General features: G+C 38.0%; 17 protein-coding genes. 12 read left to right on the top strand and 5 right to left on the bottom strand.

Annotated elements, in window-relative coordinates:
* The first annotated feature begins 13 nt into the window (after positions 1-13).
* The 6 genes from QLG01_RS10960 (at position 14) to QLG01_RS10985 (ending at position 5,508) form a co-directional block, all read left to right on the top strand.
* Positions 14-940 carry a branched-chain amino acid transaminase gene (locus QLG01_RS10960; protein WP_004789093.1) on the top strand — a complete coding sequence of 309 codons (927 nt, stop codon included), beginning with the start codon at positions 14-16 and terminating at the stop codon, positions 938-940.
* A gap of 67 nt (positions 941-1,007) precedes the next feature.
* Positions 1,008-1,898 (top strand): ELM1/GtrOC1 family putative glycosyltransferase, encoded by an 891-nt coding sequence (locus QLG01_RS10965; protein ID WP_282496439.1) that lies wholly within the window; start codon positions 1,008-1,010, stop codon positions 1,896-1,898.
* Between the two features lie 22 nt (positions 1,899-1,920).
* Positions 1,921-2,949 (top strand): glycosyltransferase, encoded by a 1,029-nt coding sequence (locus QLG01_RS10970; RefSeq protein ID WP_111856156.1) that lies wholly within the window; start codon positions 1,921-1,923, stop codon positions 2,947-2,949.
* Positions 2,946-3,701: a polysaccharide deacetylase family protein gene (locus QLG01_RS10975; protein ID WP_282496440.1), complete on the top strand. Its 756-nt coding sequence runs from the start codon at positions 2,946-2,948 to the stop codon at positions 3,699-3,701. The genes QLG01_RS10970 and QLG01_RS10975 overlap by 4 nt, the downstream gene beginning before the upstream one ends.
* Entirely contained in the window at positions 3,698-4,462 is a 765-nt protein-coding gene (locus tag QLG01_RS10980) for a glycosyltransferase family 2 protein (RefSeq protein WP_282496441.1), read from the top strand. The genes QLG01_RS10975 and QLG01_RS10980 overlap by 4 nt, the downstream gene beginning before the upstream one ends.
* 11 nt (positions 4,463-4,473) lie before the next feature.
* Complete coding sequence (locus QLG01_RS10985) at positions 4,474-5,508, top strand: glycosyltransferase (RefSeq protein ID WP_282496442.1); 1,035 nt, start codon at positions 4,474-4,476, stop codon at positions 5,506-5,508.
* On the opposite strand, the gene ghy is transcribed toward QLG01_RS10985, so the two are convergent.
* On the bottom strand, positions 5,505-6,395 hold the full coding sequence (gene ghy, locus QLG01_RS10990) for a glycosyl hydrolase Ghy (RefSeq protein ID WP_282496443.1): 891 nt from the start codon (positions 6,393-6,395) through the stop codon (positions 5,505-5,507). The genes QLG01_RS10985 and ghy overlap by 4 nt on opposite strands.
* 68 nt (positions 6,396-6,463) lie before the next feature.
* Between ghy and QLG01_RS10995 the strand changes: the two genes are divergently transcribed.
* Positions 6,464-7,219 carry a glycosyltransferase family 25 protein gene (locus tag QLG01_RS10995; RefSeq protein ID WP_199943783.1) on the top strand — a complete coding sequence of 252 codons (756 nt, stop codon included), beginning with the start codon at positions 6,464-6,466 and terminating at the stop codon, positions 7,217-7,219.
* Between the two features lie 28 nt (positions 7,220-7,247).
* Positions 7,248-8,177: a lipooligosaccharide outer core biosynthesis glycosyltransferase GtrOC6 gene (locus tag QLG01_RS11000; RefSeq protein ID WP_151988955.1), complete on the top strand. Its 930-nt coding sequence runs from the start codon at positions 7,248-7,250 to the stop codon at positions 8,175-8,177.
* A 39-nt stretch (positions 8,178-8,216) separates the two neighbouring features.
* Here the strand turns inward: QLG01_RS11000 and QLG01_RS11005 are convergent, their stop codons facing one another.
* The gene (locus QLG01_RS11005) at positions 8,217-8,435 is read right to left on the bottom strand and encodes a hypothetical protein (RefSeq protein ID WP_004789113.1); all 219 of its coding nucleotides are present in this window, start codon (positions 8,433-8,435) and stop codon (positions 8,217-8,219) included.
* Positions 8,436-8,638: 203 nt separating this feature from the next.
* On the opposite strand from QLG01_RS11005, the gene QLG01_RS11010 reads away from it, so the two are divergent.
* Complete coding sequence (locus tag QLG01_RS11010) at positions 8,639-9,667, top strand: stealth conserved region 3 domain-containing protein (protein ID WP_282496444.1); 1,029 nt, start codon at positions 8,639-8,641, stop codon at positions 9,665-9,667.
* Between the two features lie 64 nt (positions 9,668-9,731).
* On the opposite strand, the gene aspS is transcribed toward QLG01_RS11010, so the two are convergent.
* A complete protein-coding gene (gene aspS, locus QLG01_RS11015) occupies positions 9,732-11,516 on the bottom strand; it encodes an aspartate--tRNA ligase (RefSeq protein ID WP_004789117.1) in 1,785 nt (594 codons plus the stop codon).
* A gap of 170 nt (positions 11,517-11,686) precedes the next feature.
* Positions 11,687-12,451, bottom strand: a complete 765-nt coding sequence (locus QLG01_RS11020; RefSeq protein WP_282496445.1) for a DUF4184 family protein — start codon at positions 12,449-12,451, stop codon at positions 11,687-11,689.
* Positions 12,452-12,588: 137 nt separating this feature from the next.
* On the opposite strand from QLG01_RS11020, the gene znuD reads away from it, so the two are divergent.
* Both znuD and QLG01_RS11030 read left to right on the top strand, forming a co-directional pair.
* Positions 12,589-14,664 (top strand): zinc piracy TonB-dependent receptor ZnuD, encoded by a 2,076-nt coding sequence (znuD, locus tag QLG01_RS11025; RefSeq protein WP_282496446.1) that lies wholly within the window; start codon positions 12,589-12,591, stop codon positions 14,662-14,664.
* Positions 14,665-14,739: 75 nt separating this feature from the next.
* The gene (locus tag QLG01_RS11030) at positions 14,740-16,203 is read left to right on the top strand and encodes a phospholipase D family protein (RefSeq protein WP_282496447.1); all 1,464 of its coding nucleotides are present in this window, start codon (positions 14,740-14,742) and stop codon (positions 16,201-16,203) included.
* A gap of 271 nt (positions 16,204-16,474) precedes the next feature.
* Here the strand turns inward: QLG01_RS11030 and QLG01_RS11035 are convergent, their stop codons facing one another.
* A complete protein-coding gene (locus QLG01_RS11035; RefSeq protein ID WP_004789125.1) occupies positions 16,475-16,921 on the bottom strand; it encodes a hypothetical protein in 447 nt (148 codons plus the stop codon).
* A 164-nt stretch (positions 16,922-17,085) separates the two neighbouring features.
* Between QLG01_RS11035 and QLG01_RS11040 the strand changes: the two genes are divergently transcribed.
* Positions 17,086-17,469, top strand: a complete 384-nt coding sequence (locus QLG01_RS11040) for an RcnB family protein (RefSeq protein ID WP_004789127.1) — start codon at positions 17,086-17,088, stop codon at positions 17,467-17,469.
* Positions 17,470-17,500: the final 31 nt, after the last annotated feature.

Raw genomic sequence — 17,500 nt, forward strand, 5'->3', positions numbered from 1 at the left:
TTTGGAGTGTTCCATGAATTTGGCTGATCGTGATGGTTTTATTTGGCAAGATGGAAAATTAATTGATTGGCGTGATGCAAAGATTCACGTTTTAACCCATACATTACACTACAGTATGGGCGTATTTGAGGGTGTTCGTGCTTATGAAACGCCTAAAGGTACTGCCATTTTCCGTCTTCAAGACCACACAAAACGTTTGTTAAATTCAGCAAAAATTTATCAAATGAAAGTGCCGTATGATCAAGCCACGCTTGAACAAGCACAAATCGATGTTGTTCGTGAAAATAAATTAGCTTCTTGCTATTTACGTCCATTAATCTGGATCGGTTCAGAAAAACTTGGTATTGCAGCAACAAATAACACGATTCATGCCGCAGTTGCAGCATGGGCGTGGGGCGCATACCTTGGTGATGAAGCAATGGCGAATGGTATTCGCGTTAAAACTTCATCATTTACTCACCATCATCCAAACGTGACGATGTGTAAAGCAAAAGCATCTGGGAACTACACGTTGTCAATTCTTGCTCATCAAGAAGTTGCACATTCTGGTTACGACGAAGCAATGTTAATGGACCCACAAGGTTATGTGTGCCAAGGTTCTGGTGAAAACGTATTCTTAATTAAAGATGGCGTTTTACACACTCCAGATATCGCTGGTGGTGCGCTTGATGGTATTACACGTCAAACAGTAATGACGATTGCTAAAGATCTTGGTTATCAAGTTGTTGAGCGTCGTATTACACGTGATGAATTCTACATTGCAGATGAAGCATTCTTCACAGGTACTGCTGCGGAAGTAACGCCAATTCGTGAATACGATGACCGTCCAATTGGTACAGGTGGCCGTGGCCCAATTACTACTGAAATTCAAAAGACTTACTTTGATGCAGTTCAAGGTAGAAATCCGAAATATGAACACTGGTTAACTTACGTAAAATAAGTTAATCCGTTAACATAAAAAGGCGAACATAAGTTTCGCCTTTTTATTTTTGGCTTCGGGAGCTTTTATGCATATTGTCTATGTCTCTGATGGTAAGGCAGGGCACCGTTCACAAGCATTAGGCTTGTTTCAGGCAATGCAAAGACAACAGCCAGAAACAACTTTTGAAGAGATCCTTATTTCTGATTTGCCAATTATTTTTTTAATTCAGGCGCTTTTCTCTTCAAAAAAATCGTTATTAAAAAAAACACCTGATTTTATATTTGGAGTGGGAAGCCACACACATTTTCGTGTCTGGTTACTCGGCAAAATTTTTAGAAAAGCCAAAACTATTATATTGATGAAGCCTAACTTACCTGTGGTTTGCTTTGATTACGCTGTGATTCCAGAACATGACGGTATCCATGCTGATAGCCATGTGATTGTTACACGTGGCGCATTAAATCCCATTCGTAATGAAAACCGCCATCAAAAAGACCGAATTTTAATTGCTTTAGGTGGTTCATCTAAACGACATCAATGGAACCAAAACAAAGTATTAAGCAGTGTTCAAAAAATTGTTGAGAATAATCCAAACGCTGAAATTATTTTAACAACTTCACGCCGCACGCCAGCAGAATTTATCGATACTTTAAGACAGCAAAGCTTTGCTGGGCATTTACAAATATTTCCAGTTGATCAAACACCTCAAGGCTGGATTTTTGAAGAAATGCAAAAAGCAGAAGCTGTTTGGGTAACAGAAGACAGCGTATCTATGATTTTTGAGGCGCTTACCGCGGGTTGTCGAGTCGGTGTAATGGCAATGGACCGGTTGAAAGACGACCGGATTACCCACTCAGTTGATCAAATGTTAGAATCAAAATTAATTTCACAGCAGACTTGTGTTGTACAGTTACCACAACCTTATGCTTTTAAAGAAGCAGACCGTGTGGCAACATATCTTTTAGCGAAAAATTAAATTTTTTATTTTGAGTAAATAAATGAAAATATTGCATATTGCGAATTTTGGCTTTAATAAACAAGGCGCCCATTTTTACTGCACAGACCGTAAAATTTCTGCCGGATTAATTGAAAATGGCCATTTCGTTTATGACTTTAGTTTTCGTGACATGGCTCGAATGGGTACCATTTTTAAAACAAAAAAACTGGGCGCCAGTTGGGCTAATAAAGAAGTACTAAAGGTCGTTAATAATATTGAGCCTGATCTGGTACTTATTGGACATAGTGACTTAATGAGTCCAGATGTTCTTAGACAGATTAAAGAAGCTTATCCAAATACTAAAATTGCATTTTGGTATGTTGACCCGCTTTATCTTGAAAGCAAACTCGACTTTGTTAAAGCGTTCTCGCCGTATTTAGATGCTATTTTCTGTACAACAGGTGGCGAATATCTACAAAAATTAAAACAGCCGCATTTAAGCGTAGCCTATCTGCCAAATGTGGGTCACCGTAATGTAGAAACACTACAGCAATTTTCAAATGTGAATACGGATAAGACCTTTATTTTTTGTGGCGTAGTCTATAAAGAACCTGAGCGTGAGAAGTTCTTAAAGGACTTAGCAGATGCGTTGCAACAAGGCCATGTGAATTACCAATATTATGGTTGTTTTGAACAGCCTGGTGTCTACGGTAAAGCGTATTATAAAGTTCTATCTGAAACAAAAATGGGACTTAATTACTCACGCCGTAATGATGTAACTCTGTATAGTTCTGACCGTATTGTACAGCTGACTGGTAATGGTTTATTGACTTTTAGCCCAAGAATTCCGGGCTTTGAGAAGCTCTATACCGAACAGGAAGTGGTTTATTTTGATGATCAATTTGATTTGGCCAAGAAGATCCAATTCTTTGATCAAAACCCAGATCAGGCTGAAAAAATAGCGAAAGAGGGCTGGGAGAAAACACGTAGATCTTTCAATGCTAAACGCATCACCCAATTTATGGTTGAAGTGACATTTAAGCAGCCCCTTTCAGAAGATTATGAATGGTCACATGAGGTTTATGCATGATGTGGTTTTTGTACGTTGCGGTAGGCCTACTAGTACTTGCTGCACTGTTATATGTGCTGGGTAATTATACTTTCTGGCTTCCGTTTCGTTCGAACAAACTACCACGCATTGTGATGTTGCATCAGGTTACAGCTAAAGATGCAGCCTCTGGCATGAACATGCCTCCTGAAAAGTTTGAACAACTCTTACAGTTGTTGACGCGTAAAGGGGCTACTTTTTGTTTTGTCTCTGAGCTTGAACAATATCGTAATCAAAAAAATGTCGTTGCTTTAAGTTTTGACGATGGCTTTATGGATAATTATCTTTATGCCTATCCCTTACTTAAAAAATATAATGCAAAGGCAACCATTTATTTGGCAACGCAAATTGAAGGAATCGAAAAGCTAACTCATGAGCAAATTCATGAAATGGCAAATTCTGGTTTGATTGAATTTGGTGCGCATACCCAACATCATGTGAACTTACTTAAGCTTGATGATCAAACTGCTTACGATGAAATGCTTCAGTCTAAACAAGATGTTGAAGCATTAGTCGGTAAGTGTCCGAGCTTTGCTTATCCATTTGGTCGATTTAACGAAAAACACCAGAAAATGGCTCAAGAGATTGGCTTTAAAAACGCAGTATCGACTCGTAAAAAAATCGAAGCTTATGAAGCTGTTAATCAATTTAATATTCCACGTGTTAGCACGCATGGTGCCATGAATGCTTTACAGATGCGTATCGCCCTTGCTAAAGGACGTTATAAGTTATGAATAAAATTCAATGTAGTGTCTATATTGTCACTTTAAATTGTGGTGTTTGGTTAGAGCGAACTTTACAAAGTGTCAGTGAGTTTGATGAAGTTATTATTTTAGACTCTGGCAGTACTGATAATACTTATGAAATTGCAGAGCGCTTTGAAAATACGCAAATCTCTCATCAAGATTGGCAAGGTTACGCTGGGCAAAAAAGTTTAGCTTTAGCAAAATGCCGAAATGATTGGGTACTCAATTTAGATGGTGATGAAGTCTTATCTAATGAGTTAAAACAAGAAATTGTTGAGACCATTCAGCAGAACAAGCTTGATGCTTTAATCACACCGATTAATGACGTGTTTTTAGGTGTTCCCAACAGCAAACATACTAAAAAACATGCAAAGGTGCGTTTTTTCCGTAAGTCTAAAGGGTATTATGATCTTGCCAATAAGGTCCATGAAAATGTGATTGTAGAGGGTGAATCTCAGCGTGCTCAACATGATATTTATCATTATGGCGAGTCGAGCATTTTCGTTAAAGTCGAAAAAAATAACCAATATTCCAACCTCAAAGCATTAGAGAAATACCAAAAAGGAAAGTCTCCAAGTGTTGCAAAATTGGTTTTGGTAATGCCAGTGACTTTCATGAAGTCTTATTTTATTCGTCGTAGTTTCTTAAATGGTTGGCGTGGTTTCGTAAATAGTATGATTAACGCGTTTTATGCTTTTCTAAAAGAAGCCAAACTATTTGAACAGACGATGAATAAAGATAAAAAATAAGTAGACAAGCTATGAAAATTGTTCAGGTATTGGCAACGAGTGGTGGAGTTGGTGGTTTAGAGCAGCACACTTTTAACCTTGTTAATGAGCTCGCTTTAAATCATGAAGTACATGTGATTGCACATCCTTGCTATCTAGACAAGTTTAGCCAACAAGTACATTTTCATGCGGTTGATTTTGCACGTAGCCGTTGGAATATTTTTTTACTCTGGCAACTTAAAAATCTTATCCAGCAAATTCAACCTGCTATTGTTCATGCACAAGCAGGAAAGGCGGCTGAACTGATTGCCCGAATTAAGCCATTTTTATCTGGCCCAAAGTTTGTGACAACAGTACATGGTACTAAAAAGAATAAATCTGCCTATTTCGCAGGTGATGCCGTTATTGCAGTGAGTCAAGCACTCACGCAAGGCATACCAGAGTCTAAAGCACACGTGGTTTACAACGGGGTCTATCCTCAACCCGTACTTACAGTTGAAAATAAAGAAAAGTTACTTCAATCGATTCAAAAAGATTTTGCTGAGCTAGATGCAAGCAAAAAAGTTGTTATGTGTATTGGACGTCTAGAGCCAGTAAAAAATATCAGTTTACTGATTGAGTCGATGCAACAGATTGATGCCAATTTATGGATTATTGGTGATGGTTCACTTCGAGCAAGTTTAGAAAAACAAGTCAGTGAATTAAACATACAAGATCGGGTCGCTTTTCTTGGGTTTAGAACTGATGCTCGAGATCTGGTGCAATTAGCAGATATTGTGGTTTTGTCATCAGATCGTGAAGGTTTTCCACTCGTCATGGTCGAAGCTTTACAGGCTGATAAAGCAATGGCTTCAACCAAAGTAAACGGTGTGATTGAGTGGCTGCCAGAGCAATATCTGGCAGAAATTGGAGATGCACAAGGTTTAGCAAAAGCGATTAAATGTGCGCTTCAACCTGAAGCTCAAAACGACTTTGGCCCTTTATATGCAAAAGCCAAGGCTGAACTGACTGTACCAGCCATGGCTGAGCAGACGCTTAATATTTATAAAGGCCTGCTGAAAACTTAATTATTCTTCGGTGTAAGGCGGATGGCATCAAGTACCACAAAGTTATCTTCGACATTAATGGTATGACAACCGTCATCTGCTTGATCCCAGTCTGGTAAAACTACTTCTAGTAATTTTTCTTCGTAAGCTGTCGGGCTAAGCTGAGTAATCGCTTTTAATTCGATATTACCGCCATAACGTTTTAAAGAGTCTTGGCTTGGTCGAACCAATTGGCCTTTATAAATAAAAGGTTTACCCGCCATACGGAACTGCTGACTGCCTCGGCACACTGGGTTCATTGGGTGCTCTTGCCAGTTCGGATTTAAAATATCTTCGGTAAAGAACAGATCTAAACGATCACCAAATTTCTTACAATCACGACGCGTTGAAGTAAAAAGATACCATAAGCCTTCATGATAGAAAGGGGTGCTGTCGACTGCTTCGATATTCTCAATCACATTAGAATGCTTTTCCCATTTCAGTGGAAATTCAGTACATTTCCAAAGTTCAATTGTCTTGTTGGCAGAAGTCTCTGGGATCATGTACCAAGTGTTTTCTAACTTAAATACACAAGGATAAGAAAGGTGATAGTCGAGCTTTAAGATTGTCTCTGGTGGCGTATAGGTGCCATCTTTAAAAACTTCTAAAACTGAAAGAAAACCTACAGGATGTTCGTCATCGACCTCTTCAAAAAAAATGAAATGACGGCCATTTTCATAAGCATAAAAGCTATCTGCAAATGTAAACTTTTTAGGGGAGTGGATCTCAAAGAGAGAATCTAATTGCTCAAGTGTTGTAAACGGTTGTTCTAACCAGCCAAAACGCATATACCAATGAGAGTCAAAAGATTTTGCTTTTTTTGCTTGTTGGTATTTATACCATTTTTTTTGAATCAGGCGATTTAGCATTAAATTTTACACTCGATATAACTATAATTAGATAGACTATCCCTGACTCATTTTAACATTTGAATGAAATGAAAAAATATTTAATCAGTATTGAATCTGCTAATAGTGAACGTTTAAAAAAGTTGTACTCTCAAGCAACATTTTACAAGTATCGCGATGAATTTAAGCAGTTTGGGGTAATCGGTAAGAATTTAAGCGTTAGTGAATATTTTCAACAAGGTGTAGCAGGCAAGAAAAAACCGATGACGCCTGGTGAGCTTGGTTGTGCCATGTCTCATATTGCTGCACTAAAAGATTTTTTAAACTCCGACGAAGAATATGCAATTATTTTTGAAGATGATGTGATCGAGCGTTTTGAAATTGATTTCCAAGACTTAGAAAAGCACATTAGTTCTTTGAATCTAGGGCCTTGCTTTTTTCTAAGCTTGGGCGGTATTCAAATGAAAATATGCAATCGCGTTCGTGGAAAATTCTTACCGGAAGAGTTGTATAACCAGAAAATTCTAAAAGTTGATTACGATTATCTCGAAAAACTAGCCTATGCGTATGCCTATGTTGTAGATCGTAAAATGGCACAGATGTTGGTTGATTATCATCAGCCGATAAAAATTTATGATCACTGGCAAGGCCTTGTTGGACGAGGTGATTTCAGTTTCTATGTCAGTTTTTTATTCGATCACCCAATCATCGAAAATAATGATGCGTTAAGTTATTTAGAAAAGGAAAGAAGCTTAATTACTCCTATTTCACAAGATGATAGTGATTTGTTACGTTACCTAAGAGTTAAACTAAAGAAATATATACTTAATAAATATATAATTTAGTCGTTTTTTAGATTTTCTTACTAATTTTATGACTAAGCAAAAAAATATTATTATTGGGTCAGCAACTGGATACAGCGCTGACCTCATTTCTTCTTTTGTATATTCTTTGGAAAAGACAGACTTTGATGGCATTTTGACTTTAATTATCTATAAAGAGCAAATGCCTGAGTTTGTTAATGCATTTTCAGATATCAAAAATTTTAAAATTGAATTTAAAGTTTCAACGATTGGGAAATTTAAATCGAAGTCAAAATACTCAGGTATTTACAAGTTTAAGTTTATAAAAAATATTCTTAAGAAAATTATTGGATTAACTGTAAATGAAGCAGTTCCTGATTCAAAAATAAAAGCACTTAAAATCACAGGCTATCCGCATGTGAGTCGCTTTTTTGAATATAAAGAAGTTGTAGAAAGTCATCCTGATGCTTCACATGTGCTGCTCAGCGATGTACGAGACGTTTTTTTTCAGGGTAATCCTTTTAAAGATCTCGGCAAAGGACTCTTTGTTGGTATGGAAAATCCAGATTATACGATAGGCACTGAACAATATAATCAAAAATGGATTATCGATGCCTATGGAGATAGTTTTTATAATAGTGCAAAAGATGAGCAGGTTTCGTGCTCAGGCGTCACAATTGGAGATATGAACTCGATTAAAGTCTATATTAATAAAATGATTGAAGAGTTCTGCAAACAACCATATCAAAAAATGTCTGAAAGAATTTATGATCAGGCAATGCACAATAAATTATTAATTACCAATGATTTAGCTGATGTAACTCGCTGTCAGCCATTTGAGTCTATTATTGTAACTCTTGGATTATATCCAATAGATCAAATTACGATTAATGATCAAGGTCTTATTATTAATCGTAACCAGAAGATCATTCCTATTGTCCATCAGCATGACAGACATCCGGAATTGATACAGTTATGCGATAACTATATTGGGAAATAAATTTTAGGATTATCTAAATTTTATGAGGGGAGGCGGATATTAATTTTTATCCGCATTTCCTTTTAAAACCATATAAATCAGCGCAACAAAAATAAGCAATGCACCTGCTAAGCTACTTACGCAGAAATAAAGAATACGTTGATTTGTAGTGATGTTAAATAATTCATTTGCAAGGATATAGCGCATGAAAAACCACTGCGCAAGAGAGAATACAATTACGATTAAAGCATGTCGACGTACATCAGGGCGCATTGCCATAATGAATCACCAAGGGAGAAAAAGTGGTGATATTATGCCATTTGCCCACTCTCATCTCAATAGAGTCTAAATTGCCTCAATTGTGTAGAAAAATTAAAATTATGAATAAATTGTGAATTTTTATTAACATTAATAAACCTTGAATTCCATTTTTTATCTGAGATTTTCTAGTAAATTTCTGTACTTATTTGGATATATGTTTAATGCAGCCTGTTGATTTTGTAATGATTTGGGTGGACTCAACCGATACGAAATGGCAGCAACAATACATATATTATAAATCTAAAGAAACTAAAACAAAGGCGGTTGAACTTGTTGATCAATGCCGCTATCGCGACTGGAATAATCTTCATTACTGGTTCCGATCTGTTGAGAAATTTTGCCCGTGGGTTAGAAAGATCCATCTGGTGACTTGTGGTCATTTCCCTGAATTTTTAGTCAAAAATCATCCTAAGTTAAATTTGGTCACACATGATCAAATCATGGAATCAAACTGTTTACCAACATTTAACTCACATGCTATTGAAATCAATATTCATAAAATTGAGGGACTAGCAGAGCATTTTGTCTATTTTAATGATGATACTTTTATCAATAGGCCTTTAGAGCCTGAGTTCTTTTTTAGAAATGGTTTACCTTGTGATGGTGTGCGTTTACAGCCACTTATGGTTGTAGGTGAAGAGAACTTTCTAGGTGCCGTTGCCCTGACTGATGTTGCGATTATTAATAAGCACTTTGATAAACGAAGATTACTCCATAAAAATCCCTATGCACTTTTTAACTATCGCTATTCTATGAGTAGTAATTTGGGTAATTTTTTAAGTTTATATAATCGAAAATTTTCAAGTTTTTATAGTACTCATTTGCCTCAACCTTTTTTGAAATCAGTATTTGAAGAAGTTTGGAAAACTGAAGAAGCTTATTTAAAAGAAGTATCAAGTCATCGATTTAGACAGCCTTTAGACGTTAATCAGTATCTGTTTCGATTGTGGCAGTTGTGCTCATCCCGTTTTTATCCTGTCAATATATTTGAGCGTGGACAAAACTTTAACTTAAGGCTACAAAATCTTCCTGAAATTAATCAGGTTATTAAGAATGAACAACTTCCACAAATTTGTCTAAATGACGATGAACACGTGGTCGATTTTGAAAAGCTTAAAATAGAAATCATTCAAATTTTTGATCAAAAATTTAAAACGCTCTCAAGTTTTGAAAAAGAAATATCCCATTAAAATTTGAAAATTAATAAATAAAAAACCCTGCATAAGCAGGGTTTTTAATTTGAAAATCTAAAAATTATTTAGATTCTTCAGCTTTTGGCTTTTCACGTAAGCGGATACCCAAGTCACGAAGCTGATTTGCTTCAACAGGAGCAGGTGCTTGAGTAAGTGGACATTCAGCAGTCTTCGTTTTAGGGAATGCAATAACGTCACGAATAGAAGTCGCGCCAGTCATTAACATCACTAAACGGTCAAGACCAAATGCCAAACCACCGTGAGGAGGAGCACCGTAACGAAGTGCATTTAATAAGAAGCTGAATTTCTCTTCTGCTTCTTCATCAGAAATACCAAGCGCTTCGAAAATCGCTTTTTGCATTTCTAATGTATAAATACGTAGAGAACCACCACCAACTTCAGTACCGTTCAATACCATGTCGTAAGCAACAGAAAGTGCTTCACCTGGATTGCTCTTCACTTCTTCTACACTTGATTTTGGTAGAGTGAATGGATGGTGAACAGAAGTCCATTTGCCATCGTCAGTTTCTTCAAACATTGGGAAATCAACAACCCAAAGTGGAGCCCACTCACAAGTTGCAAGATTCAAATCATGGCCAATCTTCACACGAAGTGCGCCCATTGCATCATTTACAACTTTAGCTTTATCAGCGCCAAAGAATACGATATCGCCATCTTGTGCACCAACACGTGCCAACAATTCAAGTACGATCGGTTCAATGAATTTCACGATTGGAGATTGAAGGCCTTCAATTCCTTTAGCGAGTTCATTAACTTTGATGTAAGCCAAACCTTTTGCACCATAGATGCCAACAAATTTGGTGTATTCATCGATTGCACTACGTGGCAATGACGCTGCACCTGGAACACGTAAAGCAACAATACGGCCTTTAGGATCTTTTGCAGGACCCGCAAATACTTTGAACTCTACTTCTTGCATTAAATCTGCAACGTCAACGAGTTTCAACGGAATACGCATATCAGGTTTGTCTGATGCATAGTCACGCATTGCATCTGCGTAAGTCATACGTTGGAATTTATCGAATTTAACGCCAAGAAGTTCATCGAACATCTTCACAGTCAGGACTTCCATTAAGTCCATAATGTCATCGTCACTCATGAACGATGTTTCAACGTCGATTTGAGTAAATTCTGGTTGACGATCAGCACGTAAGTCTTCGTCGCGGAAACATTTCGCGATTTGGTAGTAACGATCAATACCACCCACCATCAACAATTGTTTGAATAATTGTGGTGATTGTGGAAGTGCATAGAAACTGCCATTTTGTACACGACTTGGTACTAAGTAGTCACGCGCACCTTCAGGAGTTGCACGTGTCAAAATAGGTGTTTCAACGTCTAAGAAACCATTATCTTCGAAATAGTTACGAATAAGATTGGTCAATTTAGAACGGAAGCGTAAACGATCCAACATTTCAGGACGACGAATATCTAAGAAACGATATTTCAAACGAATTTCTTCAGAAATATTGGTATTTTCATCATTTAAAGGGAATGGAGGTGTTTCTGAAGCGGCAAGAACTTCGATGTCTTTACCTAAAACTTCAATTTGACCACTCACCATGTTGGCATTTTCAGTACCTTCATAACGGCGACGAACACGACCTGTAATTTTTAATACATATTCAGAACGTGCTTTATCTGCAGTTGCAAATGCTTCTGGAGTATCTGGGTCAATAACCACTTGAACGAGGCCATCACGGTCACGCATATCAAGGAAAATAACACCGCCATGGTCACGGCGACGATGTACCCAACCGCATAGTGTAACGGTTTGGTCGATTTGGGCTTCAGTTAAAGAGCCACAGTAATGAGTTCGCATCATGATGAAAAATATCCAAACTATATTGGCTGAAAAGACGGATGCGTAAACCGCGCACCGTCAAAAAAATAAGTTTTCGATTATGCCCTGTTGCATGGTTTGCCACAAGAACTAGATCAAAAAACCGCGGAAATTAACCTGAAAATGAGCAATTTGGCAGCAAATTTTCTGATTCATCCCATTCTTTGTTGCCGATCTAAAAACAAGAATAATAAGCATCCTAAGCTAAAGGTACTTAACCAACCTTGCATAAACTCGTTGATAGAACGGCCTGTAAAATAATAGGTATCGGCATGCCAAACTTCATGGGGGATGTAGCGTGCATAATCCCAAAATGAAAATAAGCCTAAGACTGTAGATAGAATAAACAGAGACCACGCGAAAAATTTAATTTTTTTACTTACTTTCCAGTGTTGTTTGTAGCGCTGGTAATAGTGAATACCCATCCAACCAAGAAAAGGTAAGGCAAGAGCAGAGGAGCCAAGTTGTAAAAGACGATGCAAAGGGTAGGGATGACCAAAAAGATGAATAGTTGTCGCTAAAACATCTTTAAATACAAACGTTCGAAAATCTGAATGTGTTAAACCATCCCAAATCAGATGAGTTGCTATACCGACAATGAGTGCAAATATAACTCCAATAAAAAATATAAAAATAAGTTTTAAAGAGCTGAGGCCAAGATCATGTTGCACACCAAAAAAACGGTATACCACTGGACGATAAAGAAAATACCAAACTGCACAAAAGACGAGGCCTAATGCAAGATTGGGATAAATCAGACCTTTCCATTGGTGCGTTAGCATGCTGGACTGAACTGTAAATAAGCGGTAAAGATCGGGTGTCATACTCCCAATGGCTAACGCGGCAATTGGTAAAGTGTTTTGGCTAAGTTTGGATAGAGGAGGAGCTATAACGGCATGAGAGATGGTAAAAGGCATTAGAAATCAAAAATTACTCACATCATTTAGTTGACCAGTCTAACGAATCGTCGAATCAGAAATGTTTTTTATTGCAAAACAAACGAAATGTTATAATATAACAAAAATAAAACATATCGTGATCCGGGACACATCCAATGCAGTTTTATAAAAATATTTTGACCTTATCCATTTTAGCTGTCATATCCGTTCCTTCGTTTGCAGCAGAAAGTGAAAATGTTGAAAAGTTAGAAACTATTCGAATTAAGGCTCATCCACTTGAGCAAACTTCACAAGATTTTGCGGTTGCAGATACTGTTGTTGATCAAAAGCATTTATCGCAAGGGGCCGCCACCATTGGGGATGCGCTGAATAGTGAAGTCGGAATCTACGCTAATCAGTTTGGGGCTGGTTCGAGTCGACCAGTGATTCGTGGGCAAGATGGACCACGCGTTAAAGTACTCCAAAATTCATCAGAAAATATTGATGTTTCGACCTTGTCTCCTGACCATGCGGTAACTGTAGATCCTGTACTTGCGAAGCAAGTCGAAGTGATTCGAGGCCCTTCAACTTTACTGTTTGGTGCTGGAACTGTTGGTGGTTTAGTCAACGTAATTGATAACAAGATCCCTACGCAAATGCCTGAAAACGGTTATGAAGGACAAGTTGGCTTACGTTATAACACTGGAAGTGATGAAAAACTGGCGAGCGCTGGAGTAACTGTTGGCTTGGGTAGCCAAGTTGCTTTACGTGTTGAGGGGTTAACACGTGATGCGAATAACTACATTGCGCCAAATTATATTCATGAAGGTGAAAAAGAGCGCCGTGTAGACAATACCTTTGCTCAGGGCGATTCAGTTAATGTCGGATTGTCTTGGATTTATGACCGTGGTTATACGGGTATTTCTTATAGCAACCGTCGCGATCAATATGGCTTACCAGGGCATAGTCATGAATACGAAAGTTGTAGCGCTCATTTAACAGGAACACCACATTTGCATTGTGGAGACCATGAGCATGAAGATGGTGAAGAAGCTCATGATCATGGACAAGAAGCTCATGATCACGAACATGGCGGTCCATGGATTGACTTAAAATCTGAGCGTTATGATTTTAAAACTGAGTTAAATGATCCATTTGCAGGCTTCCAAAAGTTACGTGCACAAGCGAGCTATACCGACTATCAACATGACGAAATTGAAGAGGGAGCAATTGCAACCCGATTCCAAAACAAAGGCTATGACGGGCGTGTTGAGTTAGTACATAACCCAATTGCAAGTTGGGAAGGAGTGATCGGTGCACAGTTAGGTCAGCAAAAACTGAATTTAACTGGCGAAGAAGCCTTTATGGCACCGACCACTACCAAGAAGTGGAGTGTATTTGCTTTAGAACATAAGCAATGGAAAGACGTACACTTTGAGCTTTCTGCACGTGCAGATCAGCAAGAAGTTGATGTAGACGATAACTCTAAACAAGATTTTGATGGCTCTGCATTTTCTTACGCAGGTGCTGCGAATTGGGAGTTTGCACCGAACTACAAACTTTCTTTTGTCGCTTCACATCAGGAACGTTTACCTTTAGCTCAAGAGTTATATGCAAATGGTGGACACTTTGCGACAAATACTTATGAGTTAGGAAATGATCAACTCAGTAAGGAAAAATCCAATAATGTTGAGTTAGGTTTGCATTTTGATAATAACAAACTTGATTACCATCTTCATGTTTACCATAACTGGTTTGATGACTACATCTATGCACAAACCCTTGACCGTTATAAAGACTTCCGTTTAGTCCAATACACTCAAGATAAAGCACGCTTCTATGGTGCAGAGGGTGAAATTGGTTATCAAATTACCCCAATGTATAAGATCAGTGCTTTTGGTGATTATGTACGCGGTAAAATTGATGCAGAAGGTAATGCCCCGCGTATTCCAGCAGGACGTTTAGGTACTAAAGTCGACGCAGATTTTGGTGATGGTTTTAGTGGTTCTGCTGAGTATTATCATGTCTTTAACCAAGACAAGATCGCAGCTTACGAGACCGAAACTGAAGGCTATAACATGCTTAATCTTGGGGTGGCATATTCTGGACAATATGGTGCAAAAACAGATTATCGTGTTTATATGAAAGCGAATAACTTGTTAGATGACACGGTTTATCAACATGCATCTTTCTTATCAAATATTCCACAAGTTGGACGCAATTTTACGGTAGGTGTTGATTTTAGTTTTTAAGGCTTTAACACGAAACTAAACTTGAAAAATCAATCCAAAAGACCTAATTTGAAAGCATCAAGTTAGGTCTTTTTTATGCGTATTTTTCAACGAATTCATCAAAAAATAAATTGGTCAGGGCGTCGTTATATGGCGATATTACTTTGCGTTGTTGCTATTGCATATATTGCATCGGCAATTTATCACACAGTAAAACCATTGCCGCAAGGGATTAACTTTAGTGGCAAGCTTAGACATGCCGATGTCAAATTTTTAGCAGATAAAACCTACCTTGATGCAAAAGGGCAACAGCAGGTTGATCAGCACATCTTTGATGAAATCTTGAAAATGATTGATGAGGCAAAAACCACGGTTGTGGTCGATATGTTCTTGTTTAATTCAGAAGTGGGTGACTCAAAACTAAAGCAAAGGCCATTAATGCAAGAGTTAACCAATGCATTAGTCAGTAAAAAAAGACAAAATCGCCAAATCCAGATTGTATTAATTACTGACCCGATTAACTCAGTATATGGTGGTTTAAGCCCTGAACATTACCGCCAGTTACGTCAAGCGGGTGTTGATGTGATTGAAACCAATTTAGCTCCTTTAAGAGCTTCTAATCCATTCTGGTCAGGCTTATGGTATATCTGCTGTCAGAATGTTGGAAATAACCCTGAGAAAGGCTGGTTACCAAATCCATTCGGTGATGAAAAAATTACACTGCGCAGTTATTTGAACTTATTTAACTTTAAGGCGAATCACCGTAAAACTGTAGTCGTCGATACCGATGCAGGTTGGAAGTCACTAGTGACTTCAGCAAATCCGCATGATGGTAGTTCTAGACACTCAAATGTTGCATTAGTTGTAATAGGAGCGACAGCCGCAGATGTTTTACAATCTGAAGCCGTGGTTGCGCGAATGTCAGGCAGTAGTTCTCCATCGCTCATTTTAGGTGACTTTGAAAAAGACGTAACCAAACCTCAAGTTCAAGTGTTAACTGAAGGTGCGATTTATCAATCTGTATTGAAATTGATTAACTCAGCTAAGCCTAAAGAGCAGCTTGATTTAAGTATGTTCTATTTATCTGAACGCAAGATTATTCAGGCTCTAAAAAGTGCTCAAAATAGAGGGGTTATTGTCCGAGTTTTACTTGATCCAAATAAAGATGCATTTGGCCGACAAAAGAATGGTATACCAAACCGTCAGGTAGCTTCAGAGCTACATGCTGCGGGAATTCCAATCCGTTGGTGTGACACGCGTGGTGAGCAGAACCATAGCAAAATGATTTTGAAATATAACGCCCAACACGCTGAATTAATTGTAGGATCTGCTAATTTTACAGCCCGTAATTTAAAAAATTACAACCTTGAAACGGATATGTTGGTCATTGGCAAAGTTCAAGATCAAGTCTTTAAAGATGCGCAAGATTACTTCAATACCTCTTGGTCAAACCTACAAGGTAGACAAATGAGCGTCGATTACGCGAAGTATGCAGATGAGTCTAAAGTAAAGTATTGGATTTATCGTTTTATGGAATGGTCAGGTTTGTCGACTTTCTAAGCCTAACTTTATATAAAGCTTGAGGCTCTATCTTCACGACGGAGCCTTAATTAGTTTGATTCTAAACTTGGAGCTTATTTATTGCCGTGATTTTGTACAAAATTGGCAAGGTGATTAGCGACATGGATGTCGCCGTTTCACTGTGTTGCAGGGAAGCAACATCAGTGAAACAAAGGTTTTTGTCACTTTTGACCTCTCAAAAGTGAGGCATTAGCCTGTACAAAAGACATTAGAACATCACTGTAAGTAAAGGCTGTGCCATAAGTCCGATTTAAGGCGCTGGAGGAATCAACTGATCTAAAGTCTTATCATCTAACTTTTCTAATTCACTCAAATCAGTCTTAATTTTCCACTGCGACTCATCATCTACAGGATTTGGTAAACGAGCCTCAAGCCAGTCACAGACCACATCTGGGTTAAATTCAGGATGGTTACACTGAATAATCCACGATAAAAAGTCTTTCGCTTCACCGTTCATGTATGGCGGTGGAGAAACAGGGAAGAATAAAGTCGGTAGACGTTCATTCGTCGATAAATAGTTTAAAACATGTCCTAATTCTTGAACTGTTTGCCATGCTAGCGGATGTTCTACATCAATACTGAACTTAAACCACCAAGCATGTTCGCCGTCTGCTCCATGAGCCATGATACGGGCTTCTTGTACAGTTGGAACTTTGCAAAAAAATTGATGAAGACGTTCAAAACTGATTTCAGACACAGCAATTGACCTAGTTTGAAAAATGGTAATGGTAGCACAGATACAGATTCTTCATATTTTCTTTATAGTCATTACAAACAATATCAATCAAAGCTGTTTTATTCATGGTTTCTCCTTGACTCTCTTTTAATCTAGCTCCAGATCAAGATAAAAGGAAATAGGTCATGAAAAAGCCAATCGTTCTTGTACTTTCAACATTAATGTTGGGTATGTCAGCTACTGCGATGGCCGATACAAGTCATCGTTGGGACAATAATCATGGTAAAAACTATGATCGATATGAGCATCGTGATGACCGCCGTCATGACTATCGAAATGATCATCGTGCTCCACAGTGGTCAAATGCCGATCGCGGTAAGCACTATGGCCGATATGTAGCATTTAAACGTGGCGATCGTGTTCCAGCAGAATACCGCAATAGTCGCTATTATGTTTCAGACTGGAGATCGCATCGTTTGTATGAGCCACCACGTGGATACCGTTGGGTTAAAACACCGAATCAATATTTACTCGTAGACTCAAAACACCAAATTTATCGTGTCCGTTAATTTTGAAATATAGAATATATAAATGGCCTCA

The sequence above is a fragment of the Acinetobacter sp. V89_4 genome, from assembly GCF_029967875.1.
Classification (GTDB): Bacteria; Pseudomonadota; Gammaproteobacteria; order Pseudomonadales; family Moraxellaceae; genus Acinetobacter; species Acinetobacter oleivorans.